Genomic DNA, 15284 nt, shown 5'->3' with positions numbered 1-15284 from the left:
CCAGGGAACGGTGGCGGCCCCAGCCAGGACGGCACGGAGGGCAGGGAGAGGCCATCAGCGGTGAGGACCACCGACACAGCGCCGCCGGGTGCAGGAGAGCGCCCGGCGGCAGGAGGGACGCGCATGTGTCACGGTAGATGCCGACCTTGGTCGGCGGTAGATCCTCGCCATGCGTGGATGCCCGGACAGCGTCAGTGCCGACCAACGGTCGGCACCCACCAGAGCAGGCTCTGCAGTAGAAGCAGCTCGGCAGTAGATCCACGCCATGCGTGGATGCGGTGCCACGAACCAATCTTAAAGCTCCAGTACCCGCCGGTAACTCAACGGCCCACGCCCATCGCGCAGGCCCAACCGCAGTTCAAGTCCGGTGGCCGGCAATACCTCGCCCTCGCTCGGCAACACGGCCCATCCCGTTCCAGGCTGCCACGCCCGCACCTCGAACCGCTGCACATCGCGCGCCACCGCAATGCCCTTCGACGGATCTGGTGCGGGCAGGGGATACCGGTCCGTAGCCGCACCACTGGCCCGCCACAGCGTGCTGCCCTGCCGCCACCAGCGCACCCGCTGCCAGTGCAGCCCATCACTGCCGACACTGCGGGTGATCTCCAGCGCGAAGCTGCCATCCGGGTGCCGCTCGCTCACCAGCGACGGGGGCAGCAATCGCTGCGGACGATCTGCCGGGCGCACCGCGCCATTCATCAGCGCATCGTCGGCACGCATTTCAATATCGCGCTGGAACTGCTGCAGCACGCGCAGCGCCGTCGTGGTCTCGGCATCGGCCTGGCGCAGGCGCTGGTCGCTGCTGGCCACGCTGTCCAGCGCACGCCAGCAGATCAGCGCCAGCACGCCCATGATGGTGATCGCGATCATCACCTCGATCAGGGTGAAGCCACGCACGGCGCGCCTCATTGCGCCGCCGTCCACGGCAGCTGCATCCGGGCCAGCGACTGTCGCGGTGCATCTTCGGCCACCACGGTCAATTCCAGTTGCGGCTGCCCGTCGCTGCCAGTGCCCAGATGCTGCAGGACCAGGAAGCTGCCGCGTCCCTGCACACAGCGCTGCCGCGCATCCCGCGGCGGCTGCCCGACGAGGCGCAGCTCCTGCCAGCGGTCCTGCGCGCACAACAGCGCCAGGCGACGGTCGCGCAGCCGTGACTGATCGTCGGTCGCCACTGCCACCGAGCGCATCACCGCAGCCAGTGCAATCGATACGATCGCCAGCGCGATCAGCACCTCGATCAGGGAGAATCCGCACGCCGTCTGCTTCACTGCACGACCTGCAATTGTCCGCTGCCATCATCACGAAGACGCAGTGCGCGGCCGTCCAGCGACAGTCCAAGCTCCCAGGCGGTACCGATCCACTCCGGGCTCAGCTCGATGGCGTTGGTGGGCTGCACCGCGATGCCTGCAGCCTGCCACTTCTGTGGACGCAGCAGATCATCGCGTTCAACGGTGACCCAGCGGCTGCCTTCGAGGCGGCTGAAACGATAGCCGGCGGCGTCGGCCTGCCAGCGCAGGGGGCGGCCATCGATGCGGGCCTCGTCGCGCGCCACCTGCAGGCGCTGCGCCAGTCGTTCGCCTTCCTGCCGCAGCTGGCGCGCGGGGTCGAGCAGGCTGCCCAGGCCCAGGCCGATGCCTGCCGTGCAGATGCCGATGATCACCAGCACCACCATCAGTTCCAGCAGGGTGAAACCACGCGGGATGCGTCGCATCGACATTGCCTCCTGTCCCTTGCCGATGCGTGCCAGCGTAGGCCCGCATGATGAAACAAAAGCGTCAGCCGCACCTGCTAGCGTAGGCGGACACGAACGTGGCGATGATGTGGAACATGGACGGCAGGCGCTGGGATCGGAATCGGATGTTGACCCTGCTGGCGGCGACGCTGCTGCTGGCCGTGGTGGCCTATTGGAGCGTCACCCTGTCTGCGGTGGCGCCAGCGGCGGCCGCGAGCGAAGCGCATGCCGAGGCGCCGGTACGGCCGATGTTCGATGCAGTGGCCAGCCTGCCACTGGTGCGGCTGCTGTCGCCCGGTGCGGTGCAGACCGAGGTGGTCGTGCTGGGCGTGATGGCGGGTGACCATGCGCCATTGGCCCTGCTCTCGGTAGATGGACGCCCAGCGGAAGCGTATGCGCCCGGCCAAAGACTCGGACCCTGCACGGTACTGGCCAGCATCAGTGCCAGCGCAGTGGAACTGAACCAGGCCGGGCAATCGCGCAGCCTGCCGGTGCCCGCGCTGCCAGCGGTGCCGACCGATGGCATCGTGCCCGCCAGCTCCCTGTAGAGCCGAGCCCACGCTCGGCTGCGTCTGGAAGAACAGTCGAGCAAGGCTCGACTCTACAAAATCCTGCCGAGCGCGGGCCCGGCTCCACGGCTGCGCAGGCTCAACGCGCCGGACGCTGCGGTTCCACCGAACGACCAAAGGCATCGCCCATGCGCTGTCGTGTGCCTTCCAGGTTGTACTGCATCAGCTGGTTGCCCGGCTGCCGCATCAGGCGTTCGGCTTCAGGCAGTGCCGGTGACTTCGCCGATTTCGGCGCCGGGGCCAGTTTGCGTTGCAGGCACTCCCAGGCGGGGATGCGCTCGCCGTTGACCTGTACTTCGATGCACGGCGCGGCATCGTCCTGCTTCTTCGCCTCTCCGGCCCAGGCCGATGGCAACGCCAGCAACAAGGCAAGGGCGAGGGCAGGGCGAAGGCCCGCCTCCAACGACTCACTCATCTTGAATCTCCTGCGAAAACCGACGCTCAGCAATGAAGACGTATGGCGAAGACAGTGTCCGCCTGCAACTGTTCCGGCGCTGTCAAAAGATGACAGTGCTGTCACAAAACTATTGGCGGCTTTGACGCGACGTACACGTCCTGTTGGTAGACCCACGCGCCGCTCCCTGGCCACTCCCTTCGATACGACGCGATGCCTTCGATGACTCCTGTTCCGTGCCGAGCCGTCCGCCTTCCGCTGCGCCTGCATCCGCTGGTGCTGGCTCTGGCCGCGATGCCGCTGCCATTGTTCGCGCAGGACGCGGCGCCTGCGCCCAGCGTGAACATCAATGAATACATCGTGCGCGGCAACACCGTGCTCGATCCGCGCCAGATCGAACGTGCGGTGGAGCCGTTCCTCGGCCCGGGCAAGACCCTGGCCGATGTCGAGAAGGCGCGCGATGCCGTCAATGCGCTGTACCAGCAGGCAGGCTACCAGTCGGTCTACGTCGAGCTGCCCGAGCAGCAGGTCAGTGGCGGCGTCGTGCTGCTGAAGGTGCAGCAGACGCCGATCGGGCAGCTGCGGGTCGTAGGCACGAAGCACGAATCGCCCGAACGCATCCGCGAACGCGTGCCGGCACTTGCCGAGGGCAAGGTGCCGGACTTCGACCAGGCGCAGAAGGAACTGACCGCGCTGAATGAAGGTGGACGTCGGCAGGTGATGCCGCTGGTGCGCGAGGGCCAGGTGCCGGGCACGATGGATGTGGACCTGCAGGTCGAAGAGAAGTCGCCGTGGCGTGCCAGCGCGTCACTCAACAACGACCACAGCGCCGACACCGAGAAGCTGCGCCTGAGTGCATCGCTGGCCTACGACAACCTGTGGAAGCGCGGGCACAGCGCCAACATCGGCGTGTACCTGGCGCCGGAAGATACCAAGCAGGCCAAGGTGTTCTCGGCCTCGTACATGATGCCGTTCGAGGGCACGCCGTGGAGCCTGGAAGCGTCCGGCTACAAGTCCGACAGCCGCGTGCTGAACGCGGGTGGGCAGGTGGGTACCGGCACCGGAACCAATGTAATCGGCAACGGCCATTCGATCGGTCTCAAGCTCAACTATCGACTGGCCGGCAGCAGCCAGTGGTGGCGCCAGCTCAGCCTCGGCGTGGACTTCAAGGACACCGAGGAAGACACGCAGATGGGCAAGGAGAGCCTGAAGACGCCGCTGAAGTACGCGCCGATCACCCTGGCGTTTGTCGGTGTGCGCCAGGGCGAGCAGGATCAGTTGAGCATCAATACCCAGCTGGTGGCCGGTACCCGCCGCCTGTTCGGCTATGGCAGCGATGCCATCGGATTCGGGCAGAAGCGCTACTGGGCGGACCCCAGTTTCATCGCGTTCAAGGCCGATGTGGCCAACACCCACACCTTCGGCAGCGATTGGCAGTGGTACGCGCGCGGCTCGCTGCAGGTGACCGACGCACCGCTGGTGTCGGCCGAGCAGTTCGCCGCCGGTGGCATGTACACCGTGCGCGGCTATCTGTCGGCCGAGGCGATCGGCGACTACGGCGGCCTGGCCAGCCTGGAATGGCGTACCCCGGCGTGGTCGCTGTGGAGCGGCACGGATCTGCGCGTCTACAGCTTTGCCGACGCCGCCTACCTGCGCCTGCGCCAGCCGCTGCCCGAGCAGCGTGACAAGTACAACCTGGCCTCGGTCGGCCTGGGCGCGCAGCTGCGCCTGGGTGAGCACCTGCAGCTGCGCCTGGACTACGCCTGGCCTTATGCCGATGGCCCGGTCACGCGCAAGGACGACCCGCGCCTGCATTTCAACATCAGCACCAGTTACTGACCCTTCCCTTGAACATGCGTTCTCCGGAGACCCTTCGCATGGACCGTTTGCTTTCCCGAGTGTTGTTGCTGCTGGCCGCGCTGGTTGCGCTGCCTGCTGCTGCGGCCGATGCCAATTGGTGGCAGGCCGAATGGAAGTACCGCAAGCCGATTACCGTCGATGCCGGCCCGCAGGGTGCGGGCCTGGCCGGTGACCCGGGCCGTACGCCGCTGCTGCTGCGCCTGCATACCGGCAACTTCGGTTTTGACGGCACCCAGGATGCGGGCAATGACCTGCGCTTCGTCTCGGGTGATGGCCGCACCGTGCTGGCCCACCAGATCGAGCAGTTCGATCCCAAGCTGGGCCTGGCCCTGGTCTGGGTGGACGTGCCGGCGGTCAGCGCCGCGGCGCCGCAGACGATCTGGATGTACTACGGCAACGAGAAGGCCCCGGCCAGCGGCAACGGCCAGCAGGTGTTCGACCCGGACTACACGCTGGTCTACCACTTCGCCGAAGCCAATGCGCCTGCACGCGACACCACCGCCTACGGCAACAATGCCGGTGCTGTGGTGCCGCCGTCCGAAGGTTCGGTGATCGGCCGTGGCGTGCAGTTGGGCGCAGGCCCGCTGCCGTTGCCGGCCAGCGCCTCGCTGGCACAGGAAGCGGGGGCGCCGTTGACCCTCTCGGCCTGGATCAAGCCGGGCAGCAACAATGCGGCGCAGGCGATCTACGCCCGTCGCGATGGCGCCTCCGAGCTGGTGGTCGGTATCGAGAACCGGGTGCCGTTCGTTCAGCTCAATGGCCAGCGCAGCACGCCGGCACAGCCGATTCCGGAAGGGCAGTGGGCGCACGTGGCACTGACCGCGGAGAAGGGTGCGCTGCAGCTGTACCTCAACGGCCGTGTAGTGGCCCAGCTGAGCGGCGAGCTGCCGGCGCTGGGTACCGCGCCGGTGGTGGGCGCCGATGCGCCGGGCGCGGCGCAGCCGCTGGCCAACTTCGAAGGTGCGCTGGATGAGTTGCGCGTCTCGCGGGTTGCACGTCCAGCCGCGCTGCTGCTGGCCGATGCCACCGCTCAGGGCGCCGACTCGCGCCTGATCAGCTACGGCGCCGACGAGCAGTCGGCCGGCCAGAGCCACTTCGGCTTCATCCTCAAGGCGATGCCGTTCGATGCCTGGGTGGTGGTCGCCATCCTCGGCCTGATGATGCTGATGTCATGGGCGATCATGATTGCCAAGAGCCGCCACTTCGGCCGCACCAGCAAGGCCAACGCGGTATTCACCGAGAGCTTCGGCAAGTTGTCCGGTGTGCCGCTGCGCACTCTGTCCGAGATGGACCGCCAGGGCAAGGCGCCGACCGCGATGCATGACGGCTCGCTGTGGCGCATCTACCAGGTGGCCATCGATGAAATGCAGCAGCGCCACCAGCGCGATGGCAACAGTGGCTACCTGAGCGGTGCCACCATCGCCGCGATCCGTGCCTCGATGGATGCGGTGATGGTGCGCGAGCAGGAAGCAATGGCACGGCGCATGAACTGGCTGTCGACCACCATCGAAGGTGCGCCCTACGTGGGCCTGTTCGGCACCGTGATCGGCATCATGCTGGTGTTCGTGGTGGCGGCGATGGCCGGCGCGGTGGACATCAACTCGGTGGCGCCCGGCATGGCCGCGGCGCTGCTGTGTACCGCTGCCGGCCTCGGCGTCGCGATTCCGGCGCTGTTCGGCTATAACTACCTGGGCGCGCGTGCCGAGGCGATCGGCGCGGACATGGCGGTGTTCATCGACGAGTTCGCCGCGCGCCTGGCCGAAGAGCAGGACGGGCGCGGCCCGGCCGCGGTCCAGGGCTGAGGGGCGCGCCATGGGCCAGAAGGCGAAGTTCGGCATCAAGAAGCGCGAGAAGGGCATCAACGTGACGCCCTTCGTCGACGTGCTGCTGGTGGTGCTGGTGATCTTCATCCTGACCAGCAATGCCTCCATCCCCGGTATCGAGGTCAATCTGCCGAAGGCCAGCAACAGCGTGGCCCTGGAAAAGCCGAAGACCAAGGCGATCACCATCGACCCCAGCGGCCAGGTGTTCCTGGATGCCTACCCGGTGACGATGGCCGAGCTGGAAGACCGCCTGCGTACCGAGCGCGCGACCACACCGGATTTTCCGGTGATCGTACGCGGTGATGCGCAGGTGCAGTACGCCCGCGTGGTCGAGGTACTGGACCTGCTGCGGCGGCTGGAGCTGGCCCAGGTCGGCCTGGTCACCGGCAAGGCGCAGGGCTGAGGCATGACGGCCCATCAACCCCCTCGGCCGGAGCCCGGCATGCGCGGTCGCCAGTTGCTGGTGACCGTGGCCCTGGTGCTGGCCGCGTTGCTGGTGCTCGGTATCGCGGTGTGGTGGCTGTTGTTCAAGGACACCGCCAGCACCCGCCGGCCGGTGGTGCAACCGCCGATGCTGGCGCTGCCCCCCCCTCCGCCGCCGCCCCCGCCGCCCCCGGAAAAACCACCGGAGCCGGAGACGCCGCCGGAAGAGACGATGCCCGAGCCGGAGCCGCTGGATCAGCCGACGCCGGCCGAAGAGCCGACGCCGACGCCGGATAACAGCGATCCGGTGACGATGAATGCCGACGCGCAGGCCGGTGGTGACAACTTCGGTATCCAGTCCGGCAGTGGTGGCGGTTCGTCCGGCGTTGGCCGTGGTGGCGCCGGCAACGCTACCTACGGCCGCTACCTGGGCTACCTGATGCAGCAGGCGATCTCGCGCGACGACAAGGTCAAGCGCCTGGCGTTCCAGCTGCAGGTGAATGTGTGGCTGGCCAACGACGGCCGCCTGGAGAAGGTCGAGCTGGTACGCGGCAGTGGCAACGAGGAGGCCGACGCGGCCGTGCTCGATGCCCTGCGTCGCATCGGCAAGGTTGACCAGGCACCGCCGCCGTCACTCGATTTCCCCGCCCGCGTCCTGATCCAGGGCCGCCGGCCCGGGGCCTGATTCCCGACTTCCATGATTCCCCTTCTTTCGATGAGAACCGTGATGAACGACCACGTCCGCGCACGAACCGACTCCCGCCGCCCGCGGCCGGCCCGACGGGCGCTGCTGTGCTGCGCCGTGCTGCTCAGCCTGGCTGCACCGGCCGGTGCGATGGCCGCCGAAACCACCATGGTCAAGCTGATCAAGGGCCTGATCGCCAGTGGTGCACTGAAGCCCGAAGACGGCCAGGCGTTGTTGGTGCAGGCCGAAGCCGAAGCGGTGGCCGCACAACGCACCGCAGCCAGCGGCAGCACGGCCGCCAGCGGTGGCGTGGCCCTGGAAGCCGGCGACGTGCGCGTGCCCTACGTGCCGCAGAGCGTACGCGACGGCATTCGTGACGAGGTGCGCCAGGACGTGATGGCGCAGGCCAAGGCGGAAGGCTGGGCGGCACCCAACGAAGTGGCCGAATGGACCAAGCGCATCAAGGTCACCGGTGACATGCGTGTACGCAGCGAGTCGCGCTTCTACTCCGAGCGCAACAGCGACATCGTGAGCAACTGGGCGTCGATCAATTCCGGCAACGGCTTCGATACCAACACCAATACCAACCTGCAGCTGCCGCCGCTGCTGAACACCCGCCAGGACCGCCGCAACCTGTGGCGCATCCGTGCCCGCCTGGGCATCGAGGCCACCATTGGCCAGCACACCACGGCCGGCGTGCGCCTGGCCAGCGGCAGCAGCAATGGCCCGGTGTCGACCACCGAGCAGCTGGGTGGCGGCCTGAGCAAGAAGGACGTGTGGCTGGACCAGGCCTGGCTAGCCTACAGCCCGGCGGACTGGGTGACGGTGCGTGGCGGCCGCTTCGGCAATCCGTTCTGGACCAGCGACACGCTGTTCTCCAACGATCTCAATTTCGATGGTCTGGCCGCGAACCTGAAGTATGACTTCGATGGTGGCGACCTCGACCTGTTCGGCAACCTCGCGGTGGTACCGCTGGAGTACACCTCCGACAGCTCGCCGAGCCAGAGCAAGGTCAAGACTCCGAACGAGAACAAGTGGCTGTCCGGTGCCCAGGTGGGCGTGAACTGGCGCTTCAACGATGACAACGCACTGCGTGCTGCGCTGGGCTACTACGACTTCAAGAACATCAGCGGTCGCCTGTCCTCAACGTGCTCGCTGTATTCGGGTGCGGTGGGCTGCGACACTGACTGGTCGCGCCCGGCGTTCATGCAGAAGGGCAACACCCTGATGCTGATCCGCAACATCGCGCGCAATCCGGTGGATCCGGCCGGTACGCCGACCCCGCAGTATGTCGGCCTGGCCTCGGCCTTCCGCCTGGCCACGCTGAACCTGCGCTGGGATACACAGCTGGCGCAGGGCATCGGTCTGCGCCTGGATGGCGATTACATCCGCAACCTGGCCTACGACAAGCAGGCCATGTTCAGTCGTGCCCAGAACGGCATCGTCAACAACTACGGCGCCGGCGATACTGTCGGCATCGATACCTTCCGCAGCGGCGACACCGCCTGGATGCTGCAGGCCACCTTCGGTGCTACCGAGCTGAAGGAGAAGGGCCAGTGGCAGGCACTGCTGGGCTACAAGCACATTGAGGCCGACGCGTTGCCCGACGCCTACAACGATCCGAACTTCCACCTGGGCGGCACCAACGCCCGCGGTTACTACGTGGGCGGTGCCTACGCGCTGGACGCGCGCAGCTGGATCAGCGGCAAGTGGATGGCGGCCAAGGAAGTGTCCGGTGCGCCGCTGTCGATCGACGTGTTCCAGCTGGAGTTCAACACCGGCTTCTGAGTGGCGGGCGTGATGCGGATCACGTAGTGCGTGGCGGGGGCGCAGCGATGCGCCCGTCTAAGGAAAGGAGACCACGCGTTGTTCAAAAGGAGGAGTGGATGAGCCGTCGCAAACTGTTCGAGAGTCCCGAACCGTCCAGCCAGATGCTGGGTGTTGGACCGGCCTATGTTTCAGTGGAGGGACTGCGCCAGCACCTGGCCGAGTTCCTGCTGTATGCGGGCCGGCCGGTGGTGATCATGCGCGGGCGCAGCGAAGTGGGCTACTTCCTGCCGGCGCGCTGCTGGCGCCAGCGTGACGATGATCCGCTGGCGGCGGCTGCCGCCGACCAGCTGCTGGATGCGGCCGGTTTCCAGGCCGAGGACATCCAGCAGGTCGAACAGGAATTCAACGCGATGCGCCAGCGCACCGTGCTGCATTCACGGCGCTGAGCCTTCCGTAGAGCCGGGCCCATGCTCGGCTTTTCGGGCGGTTGCACGCGACGTTGGCAACAGCCCCTGTCGTTGTCTTCGCCTCTACAGTAGATCCACGCCATGCGTGGATGGCACACGCCCGGCCGCAGCTACAACGCCAGCACCTGTCCCGGTTCCAGCGCCTGCAGAAATGCGTCGTCATGCGACACCACCACCAACGTGCCCGGGAACACCCGCAGCACCTGCAGCAAGTGCATCCGCAGCGTCATGTCCAGGTTGTTGGTGGGTTCGTCCAGAACCAGCAGCGTCGGGGGTTTGGCCGCCATCAATGCCAATGAAAGCCGCGCCCGTTCGCCACCGGACAATGCGGACACGTGCGTCTGCGCCGTGGCGTCGCCGCGGAACAGGAAGTCGGCCAGGTGCAGCCGGCACTGGGTCTGGCTCCACTCCGGCATTTGGGCAGACAGCGCCTGGAGAGGCGTGACCTGCATCGGCAGGTCCCGGTAGTGCTGGTCAAGCAGGGCGATCTGAGCAGCTGGCGGCAGCAACCAGTCACCATCACGGTGGATGCTTGGGTCGCCGCACAGCGCGCGGGCCAGCGTGGACTTGCCGCTGCCGTTGTCACCGGTGATCGCCAGGCGATCGCCGACATCCAGGCGCAGATGCAGTCCACCCAGCACCGTTTCCGTGGCATGCGCCACGCTGGCGTCGGTCAGCTGCACCACCACTCCCTCACGTCGCCAGCCGGCCGGCAACGCGAAGGCAGGCTCGATGATGGTCTCGCGCTGCAGGTCATTGCGACGAGCCTCGATGTCTTCCTGCTGCTCACGGATCTGCAGTTGCTTGCCGCCGGCGGTGGTATTGCCACGGCCGAGCTTGGTGGCTGAACGGACGCCGCCCCACTTGCGCTGTTCGACCTTGCGCACGCCGCGTTCCCGCGAGCTCGCGGCGCGCTGCTGTTCGCGCATCAACGCCTCATGGGCCTGGCCGCGCTCCTGATCCAGCTGGCGCAGCTGCCGGTCGCTGGCCTCGCGTCGCTGCTGCAGGTCCGCCTGATAGTCGCGGTAGCGACCGCCGAAGTGGCTCACGCGCCCGCCACGTATGTGCCAGAGCTCATTACAGAGCGCATCGATCAGGGCTTCATCGTGGGTGGCCACCAACAGTGCGTCGTGGAACTGGCGCAGGCGCGCGATCAGCGAGCGGCGTGCACTGCGGTCCAGGTGATTGCTGGGTTCATCCAGTAGCAGTACATCGGGGTCGGCATCAAGCGCGCGGGCGAGCGAATGGCGCATCTGCTCGCCGCCGCTGCGAGAGGAGTCATCCAGTACGTGCTGCGGCACGTAGGCGATGCGTGCGCCATCGCGGCGGATGATGGTCCCGCCACTGGGCACCAGAGTACCGGCCAATATCTGCAGCAGGCAGCTCTTGCCGCTGCCGTTGTCGCCGATCAGGGCGATGCGGGCACCTGAGGGCAGGTGCAGGTTGACGTCGGCCAGCAGGGCGCGGCCGTTGAAATCCAGATCCAAAGCATGGGCACGTAACATCGCGTGCGGTCCTCCTGTTGCTGCGCGCTCACTGCATCCGAACGCGGACGCGCAGCTTGGAACAGGGGCGAGGCCGGAACAAGCGAGGAACCGGCCAAGATCCGCCGCAGGTGGGCCAGACCTCCTTCAGCCGCGCTCACTGGTGATGCGCGCACCTTCGCGCATCACCAGCGTCACCGGGGTCTTTTCCACCACCTCCAGCAACCGCTGCCACTGCGCATCGCTCAGCTCGGCGCTGGCATGCAGCACGCGGTGCACGTGGAAGCGTCCATCCGCATCGCGTTCCGAACGCAGCTCGGCATGGAACTCGCCCAGCTCCCAGTCCTTGCGTTGCGCGTACATGCGCAGGGTGATGGCGGTGCAGGCGGCCAGCGAGGCCAGGTACAGATCGAAGGGCGCGAAGCCCTTGCCCTGACCGCCCAGCGAGGCGGGCTCGTCCGCGTCTACATCAAAGCTTCCATTGCTGATGTGGTGCAGGTAGTTGTCGCCGGTCGAAACAATGCGCGCGTAGGCCATCACATTCTCCATCTGTCTCTAGCGTCGAGCCACGCTCGACCAAACCCACTGTAGCGTCGAGCCATGCTCGACTGCTCCCAAAGGCGGCGCCAGCCAATGCCAGCGCCGCCACCCAATCACTCGGTACGATCGTACGAGAACTGGATGCCTGCCGTACCACCGGTTTCGATGAAGAGGTTCATGAACGCCGGCACCGTTTCTGAGCGGGCCCAGTCGCGCTGCAGTTCGCAGAACAGCTGCGGCACGCTGATCAGCTGGCCACCTGCCTGTTCGATGCGGCGCAACGCGGCATCGTGCGCGGCCAGCGAAGTGCCACCGACGGCGTCGACCACCACGTACACCTCATAGCCTTCCTTCAAGGCGTCCAGCGCCGGGAAAGTCAGGCAGGCTTCGGTCCACAGCGCGGTCATGATCAGCTTGCGACGGCCGGTGGCTTCCACCGCCTGGCGGAACTCGACGTCTTCCCAGGAATTGATGGTGGTGCGGTCGTAGGTGGGGTAGTCGCCCAGCACCTTGCGCAGCTGCGGAATCGGCGGCTTGTTCAGGCCGGTCTTGACGTTGACCGTCGAATGCACGATCGGCAGACCGTAAGCCACAGCGGCCTTGGCGGTGCCGACGATGTTGTTGACCAGCAGCTGGCGGTCCATCGAGGCGATGGAGTTCACCTGCACCGGCTGGTAGTCGATGATGATGAAGGCGGAATTCTGCGGGGTCAGCAGGTGGTCGCTGGCCGGGTCGCGGATCGGTTCACTGGACATGGTGGGTCTCCGGTTGGGAGGGGGCCGGCGGCAGGCCGGCACCCCGGGGGCAGCTCAGCTGCGCTGCGAATCCAGCTGCTCGTGGTTCTTCTGCACGTCCTGCGCCTTCAGGTAGCTCTCGATCAACAGCTGGTAGTTCGGGAAGATCTTCGTGTAGACCTCGGCCCATTGCTGGGCATCGTCACGGTTCCAGCTGCGCTGGATCTCCGAGGCCACCGCGGCGGTGTCCATTGGCACCACGCCGGCCTGCACCACGCGGGCCAGGGTGATCTCTTCAGCCATCTTCGAATAGGTGCCCGAGGCATCGATCACCGCGAACACCTGGTAGCCATCGGCCACGGCGGCGATCGACGGGAAGGCCATGCACACGCTGGTGATGGTGCCGGCGATGATCAGCTGCTTGCGGCCGGTGGCCTTCACTGCAGCAACGAATTCCGGGTTGTCCCAAGCGTTGATCTCACCCTTGCGCGCCACGTACTGAGCATGCGGGGCCGCGTCGTGGATCTCCGGGATCAGCGGGCCGTTCGGGCCCTGCGGGACCGAGGCGGTGGTGATCACCGGCATCTTTGCCAGCGTGGCCATCTTCGCCAGCGCAGTGGCGTGGGCGCGCACGCTGGTGAATGGCATGTCACCGATGGTCTGGAACAGGCCGCTCTGGTGGTCGATCAGCAGCATCGCGGCGTTGTCCGGATCGATCACCGGGCGGGCACCGTTGAAGTTGGCGGGGGTACTCATGGTCAGTCTCCTGGGGAAGGTGGGCGATGGCCCATTGGCGCGGCGGGTCATCGCCCGCCGCGCGGAAGCGCTCAGTGCGCGATCTGGCCGAAGCGGCCGCTGTTGAAATCGTTGACCGCCTGGCTGATCTCGGCCTGGCTGTTCATCACGAACGGGCCGTAGCCCACCACCGGCTCGTCGATCGGCTCGCCGCTGAGCAGCAGCACAGTGGCGTCGCTGTCGGCGTCGACGAACACGTCCTCGCCGCTGCGATCGAAGGTGACCAGCTGCGCCTCGCCGACCGGCTGGCCGCCGTTGATCCGGACCGAGCCCTTCAGCACCACCACCGCCAGCGTGCGGCCATCGGCCACCGGCAGTTCGGCGTGGTGGCCCTGCTGCAGGCGGATGTCCCAGACATCCATCGGCGTGTGGGTACGTGCCGGACCGGCGTGGCGGTCGAAGCGGCCCGCGATGACACGCACGCGGCCGGCGCCCTCAGGCAGATCCACCGAGGGGATCTCTGCGTCAAGCAGGGTCTGGTAGCCCGGTGCGCCCATCTTGTCCCGCGCCGGCAGGTTGACCCAAAGCTGGACCATGTCCAGCGTGCCGCCGCGCTTGCTGAATTCCGGTGTGTGGAATTCCTCGTGGAGAATGCCGGAGGCCGCCGTCATCCACTGCACGTCACCCGGGCCAATGGTGCCGCCGGCCCCGGTCGAATCGCGGTGGGCGACCTCGCCCTCATAGACGATCGTGACCGTCTCGAAACCGCGATGCGGATGCTGGCCGACACCACGCGGCGTTTCGCTGGGCGCGAAGCGGTAGGGGCCGGCATAGTCCAGCAGCAGGAACGGGCTCAGGTGCTGGCCGTGGGTGTTGTAGGAAAACATCGAGCGGGCGGGGAATCCGTCGCCCACCCAGTGCGGGCGGGGGGCGCTGTAGGTACCGGTGACACGCTTCATGGCGATCTCCTGGCCGGGGCTGCCGGCCGCTGTTCTTCGTTGCAGGAGACGATATCGCCGCGACAATTGGGCCGGTAGACGCCAATATTTGCCGTCATAGTCCTATCTGGTGAACAATGGCGGCAGGCCGTGGGCCGCAGGAGATCGCCCCGTGTTCATCGCAGATATCCGCCGTTGTGACCTCAACGACCTGTTCTATTTCGCCATGGTGGTCGAGCACGGCGGCTTCTCGCAGGCCGGTCGGGCGCTGGCCATGCCGAAGTCGAAACTGAGCCGGCGCATCGCGCTGCTGGAAGAACGGTTGGGCGTGCGCCTGATCCAGCGCTCGACCCGGCGTTTCTCGGTCACCGAGGTCGGCCAGGACTACTACCGCCATTGCAAGGCAATGCTGGTCGAGGCGGAGGCGGCCGAAGAAGCGATTGCGATGTCACGCGCCGAGCCGCGCGGCACCATCCGCCTGGCGTGCCCGATCGCGATCCTGCACGCGCGCATCGGCCCGATGCTGGCCGACTTCCTGGCCCTGCATCCGCAGGTGACGATGCAGCTGGACGCCACCAACCGCCGCGTGGACGTGGTGGGCGAGGGTGTGGACGTGGCGATCCGGGTAAGGCCGCCGCCATTGGAAGACAGCGACCTGGTGGTGCGCGTGCTGGCACGCCGGGTCTGGTGCACCAGTGCCAGCCCGGCGCTGCTGCAACGGTTGGGTACGCCGCAGGTGCCGGCCGACCTGGCGATGATGCCGACCGTCGATCTGGCCTCGCCCAGTCAGCAGCATGTGTGGGAGTACATCGGGCCGGACGACGTGCAGGCCAGCGTGCATCACCGCCCGCGCCTGGTCAGCGATGACATGATCGCGCTGCGCGCAGCCGCGGTGGCCGGGGTCGGGCTGTTGATGCTGCCGCGGATGATGATCACCGATGAGCTGGACAGCGGCGCGCTGGTGCCGGTGCTGCCGGAGTGGGTGCCGAAGCACGGCATCGTGCATGCGGTGTTCCCTTCGCGGCGTGGGCTGCTGCCGGCAGTGCGTGCGTTGATCGATTACCTCGCCGAGCGTTTCGAGGCGTTGGACGAACCGTAGGCTCCGCATCCACGCATGGCGTGGATCTACT

At 66.9% G+C, this 15284-nt stretch carries 17 protein-coding genes; 8 read left to right on the top strand and 9 right to left on the bottom strand.

The window, feature by feature from the left end:
* Positions 1–294 precede the first annotated feature (294 nt).
* From ABE423_RS05830 to gspH, 3 genes are read right to left on the bottom strand one after another with little or no spacing between them, the layout of a single operon-like run.
* Positions 295–909, bottom strand: coding sequence for a prepilin-type N-terminal cleavage/methylation domain-containing protein (locus ABE423_RS05830; RefSeq protein WP_125893654.1), 615 nt, complete (start codon positions 907–909; stop codon positions 295–297).
* Positions 906–1268, bottom strand: a complete 363-nt coding sequence (gene gspI, locus ABE423_RS05825; protein WP_180838025.1) for a type II secretion system minor pseudopilin GspI — start codon at positions 1266–1268, stop codon at positions 906–908. Before gspI ends, ABE423_RS05830 begins: the two co-directional genes overlap by 4 nt.
* The gene (gene gspH, locus ABE423_RS05820) at positions 1265–1711 is read right to left on the bottom strand and encodes a type II secretion system minor pseudopilin GspH (RefSeq protein WP_049462512.1); all 447 of its coding nucleotides are present in this window, start codon (positions 1709–1711) and stop codon (positions 1265–1267) included. The genes gspI and gspH overlap by 4 nt, the downstream gene beginning before the upstream one ends.
* A 104-nt stretch (positions 1712–1815) precedes the next feature.
* Between gspH and ABE423_RS05815 the strand changes: the two genes are divergently transcribed.
* Positions 1816–2280: a general secretion pathway protein gene (locus ABE423_RS05815; RefSeq protein ID WP_180838024.1), complete on the top strand. Its 465-nt coding sequence runs from the start codon at positions 1816–1818 to the stop codon at positions 2278–2280.
* A 100-nt stretch (positions 2281–2380) separates the two neighbouring features.
* On the opposite strand, the gene ABE423_RS05810 is transcribed toward ABE423_RS05815, so the two are convergent.
* Positions 2381–2716: a hypothetical protein gene (locus ABE423_RS05810; protein ID WP_121503439.1), complete on the bottom strand. Its 336-nt coding sequence runs from the start codon at positions 2714–2716 to the stop codon at positions 2381–2383.
* A 201-nt stretch (positions 2717–2917) separates the two neighbouring features.
* Here ABE423_RS05810 and ABE423_RS05805 point away from each other — a divergent pair, with 201 nt between their 5' ends.
* The 6 genes from ABE423_RS05805 to ABE423_RS05780 all read left to right on the top strand — a co-directional run bounded on the left by ABE423_RS05805 (position 2918) and on the right by ABE423_RS05780 (position 9702).
* On the top strand, positions 2918–4534 hold the full coding sequence (locus tag ABE423_RS05805; RefSeq protein ID WP_125893650.1) for a ShlB/FhaC/HecB family hemolysin secretion/activation protein: 1617 nt from the start codon (positions 2918–2920) through the stop codon (positions 4532–4534).
* Positions 4535–4572: 38 nt separating this feature from the next.
* On the top strand, positions 4573–6357 hold the full coding sequence (locus tag ABE423_RS05800; protein WP_125893648.1) for a MotA/TolQ/ExbB proton channel family protein: 1785 nt from the start codon (positions 4573–4575) through the stop codon (positions 6355–6357).
* Between the two features lie 10 nt (positions 6358–6367).
* On the top strand, positions 6368–6781 hold the full coding sequence (locus tag ABE423_RS05795; protein ID WP_005409874.1) for a biopolymer transporter ExbD: 414 nt from the start codon (positions 6368–6370) through the stop codon (positions 6779–6781).
* Positions 6782–6820: 39 nt separating this feature from the next.
* Positions 6821–7486: a cell envelope integrity protein TolA gene (locus ABE423_RS05790; RefSeq protein ID WP_049399763.1), complete on the top strand. Its 666-nt coding sequence runs from the start codon at positions 6821–6823 to the stop codon at positions 7484–7486.
* 42 nt (positions 7487–7528) lie between these two features.
* On the top strand, positions 7529–9274 hold the full coding sequence (locus ABE423_RS05785; protein WP_125893646.1) for a putative porin: 1746 nt from the start codon (positions 7529–7531) through the stop codon (positions 9272–9274).
* A 98-nt stretch (positions 9275–9372) separates the two neighbouring features.
* Positions 9373–9702 (top strand): hypothetical protein, encoded by a 330-nt coding sequence (locus ABE423_RS05780; protein ID WP_005409871.1) that lies wholly within the window; start codon positions 9373–9375, stop codon positions 9700–9702.
* A gap of 131 nt (positions 9703–9833) precedes the next feature.
* Here the strand turns inward: ABE423_RS05780 and ABE423_RS05775 are convergent, their stop codons facing one another.
* From ABE423_RS05775 to ABE423_RS05755, 5 genes are all read right to left on the bottom strand, one after another.
* Complete coding sequence (locus ABE423_RS05775; RefSeq protein WP_125893644.1) at positions 9834–11228, bottom strand: ATP-binding cassette domain-containing protein; 1395 nt, start codon at positions 11226–11228, stop codon at positions 9834–9836.
* Between the two features lie 126 nt (positions 11229–11354).
* The gene (locus tag ABE423_RS05770; protein WP_180838022.1) at positions 11355–11744 is read right to left on the bottom strand and encodes an OsmC family protein; all 390 of its coding nucleotides are present in this window, start codon (positions 11742–11744) and stop codon (positions 11355–11357) included.
* A 116-nt stretch (positions 11745–11860) separates the two neighbouring features.
* Complete coding sequence (locus ABE423_RS05765) at positions 11861–12502, bottom strand: hydrolase (protein WP_180838021.1); 642 nt, start codon at positions 12500–12502, stop codon at positions 11861–11863.
* Between the two features lie 54 nt (positions 12503–12556).
* Positions 12557–13237, bottom strand: coding sequence for a hydrolase (locus tag ABE423_RS05760; RefSeq protein ID WP_032129426.1), 681 nt, complete (start codon positions 13235–13237; stop codon positions 12557–12559).
* 71 nt (positions 13238–13308) lie between these two features.
* Positions 13309–14175 carry a pirin family protein gene (locus ABE423_RS05755; protein ID WP_180838020.1) on the bottom strand — a complete coding sequence of 289 codons (867 nt, stop codon included), beginning with the start codon at positions 14173–14175 and terminating at the stop codon, positions 13309–13311.
* A 151-nt stretch (positions 14176–14326) separates the two neighbouring features.
* On the opposite strand from ABE423_RS05755, the gene ABE423_RS05750 reads away from it, so the two are divergent.
* The gene (locus tag ABE423_RS05750; RefSeq protein WP_180838019.1) at positions 14327–15253 is read left to right on the top strand and encodes a LysR family transcriptional regulator; all 927 of its coding nucleotides are present in this window, start codon (positions 14327–14329) and stop codon (positions 15251–15253) included.
* Positions 15254–15284 lie beyond the last annotated feature (31 nt).

This window comes from Stenotrophomonas sp. TWI1409, assembly GCF_039673015.1.
In the GTDB taxonomy this organism is placed as follows: domain Bacteria; phylum Pseudomonadota; class Gammaproteobacteria; order Xanthomonadales; family Xanthomonadaceae; genus Stenotrophomonas; species Stenotrophomonas maltophilia_A.
This window is presented reverse-complemented; position numbering and strand designations above follow the sequence as displayed.

Bases quoted from the DNA above. Each gene is read 5' to 3' on its own strand.
- ABE423_RS05830 (WP_125893654.1), bottom strand. From the start codon at position 909: ATGAGGCGCGCCGTGCGTGGCTTCACCCTGATCGAGGTGATGATCGCG.
- gspH (WP_049462512.1), bottom strand. From the start codon at position 1,711: ATGCGACGCATCCCGCGTGGTTTCACCCTGCTGGAACTGATGGTGGTG.
- ABE423_RS05815 (WP_180838024.1), top strand. From the start codon at position 1,816: ATGATGTGGAACATGGACGGCAGGCGCTGGGATCGGAATCGGATGTTG.
- ABE423_RS05810 (WP_121503439.1), bottom strand. From the start codon at position 2,716: ATGAGTGAGTCGTTGGAGGCGGGCCTTCGCCCTGCCCTCGCCCTTGCC.
- ABE423_RS05805 (WP_125893650.1), top strand. From the start codon at position 2,918: ATGACTCCTGTTCCGTGCCGAGCCGTCCGCCTTCCGCTGCGCCTGCAT.
- ABE423_RS05800 (WP_125893648.1), top strand. From the start codon at position 4,573: ATGGACCGTTTGCTTTCCCGAGTGTTGTTGCTGCTGGCCGCGCTGGTT.
- ABE423_RS05795 (WP_005409874.1), top strand. From the start codon at position 6,368: ATGGGCCAGAAGGCGAAGTTCGGCATCAAGAAGCGCGAGAAGGGCATC.
- ABE423_RS05790 (WP_049399763.1), top strand. From the start codon at position 6,821: ATGCGCGGTCGCCAGTTGCTGGTGACCGTGGCCCTGGTGCTGGCCGCG.
- ABE423_RS05785 (WP_125893646.1), top strand. From the start codon at position 7,529: ATGAACGACCACGTCCGCGCACGAACCGACTCCCGCCGCCCGCGGCCG.
- ABE423_RS05780 (WP_005409871.1), top strand. From the start codon at position 9,373: ATGAGCCGTCGCAAACTGTTCGAGAGTCCCGAACCGTCCAGCCAGATG.
- ABE423_RS05775 (WP_125893644.1), bottom strand. From the start codon at position 11,228: ATGTTACGTGCCCATGCTTTGGATCTGGATTTCAACGGCCGCGCCCTG.
- ABE423_RS05770 (WP_180838022.1), bottom strand. From the start codon at position 11,744: ATGGCCTACGCGCGCATTGTTTCGACCGGCGACAACTACCTGCACCAC.
- ABE423_RS05765 (WP_180838021.1), bottom strand. From the start codon at position 12,502: ATGTCCAGTGAACCGATCCGCGACCCGGCCAGCGACCACCTGCTGACC.
- ABE423_RS05760 (WP_032129426.1), bottom strand. From the start codon at position 13,237: ATGAGTACCCCCGCCAACTTCAACGGTGCCCGCCCGGTGATCGATCCG.
- ABE423_RS05755 (WP_180838020.1), bottom strand. From the start codon at position 14,175: ATGAAGCGTGTCACCGGTACCTACAGCGCCCCCCGCCCGCACTGGGTG.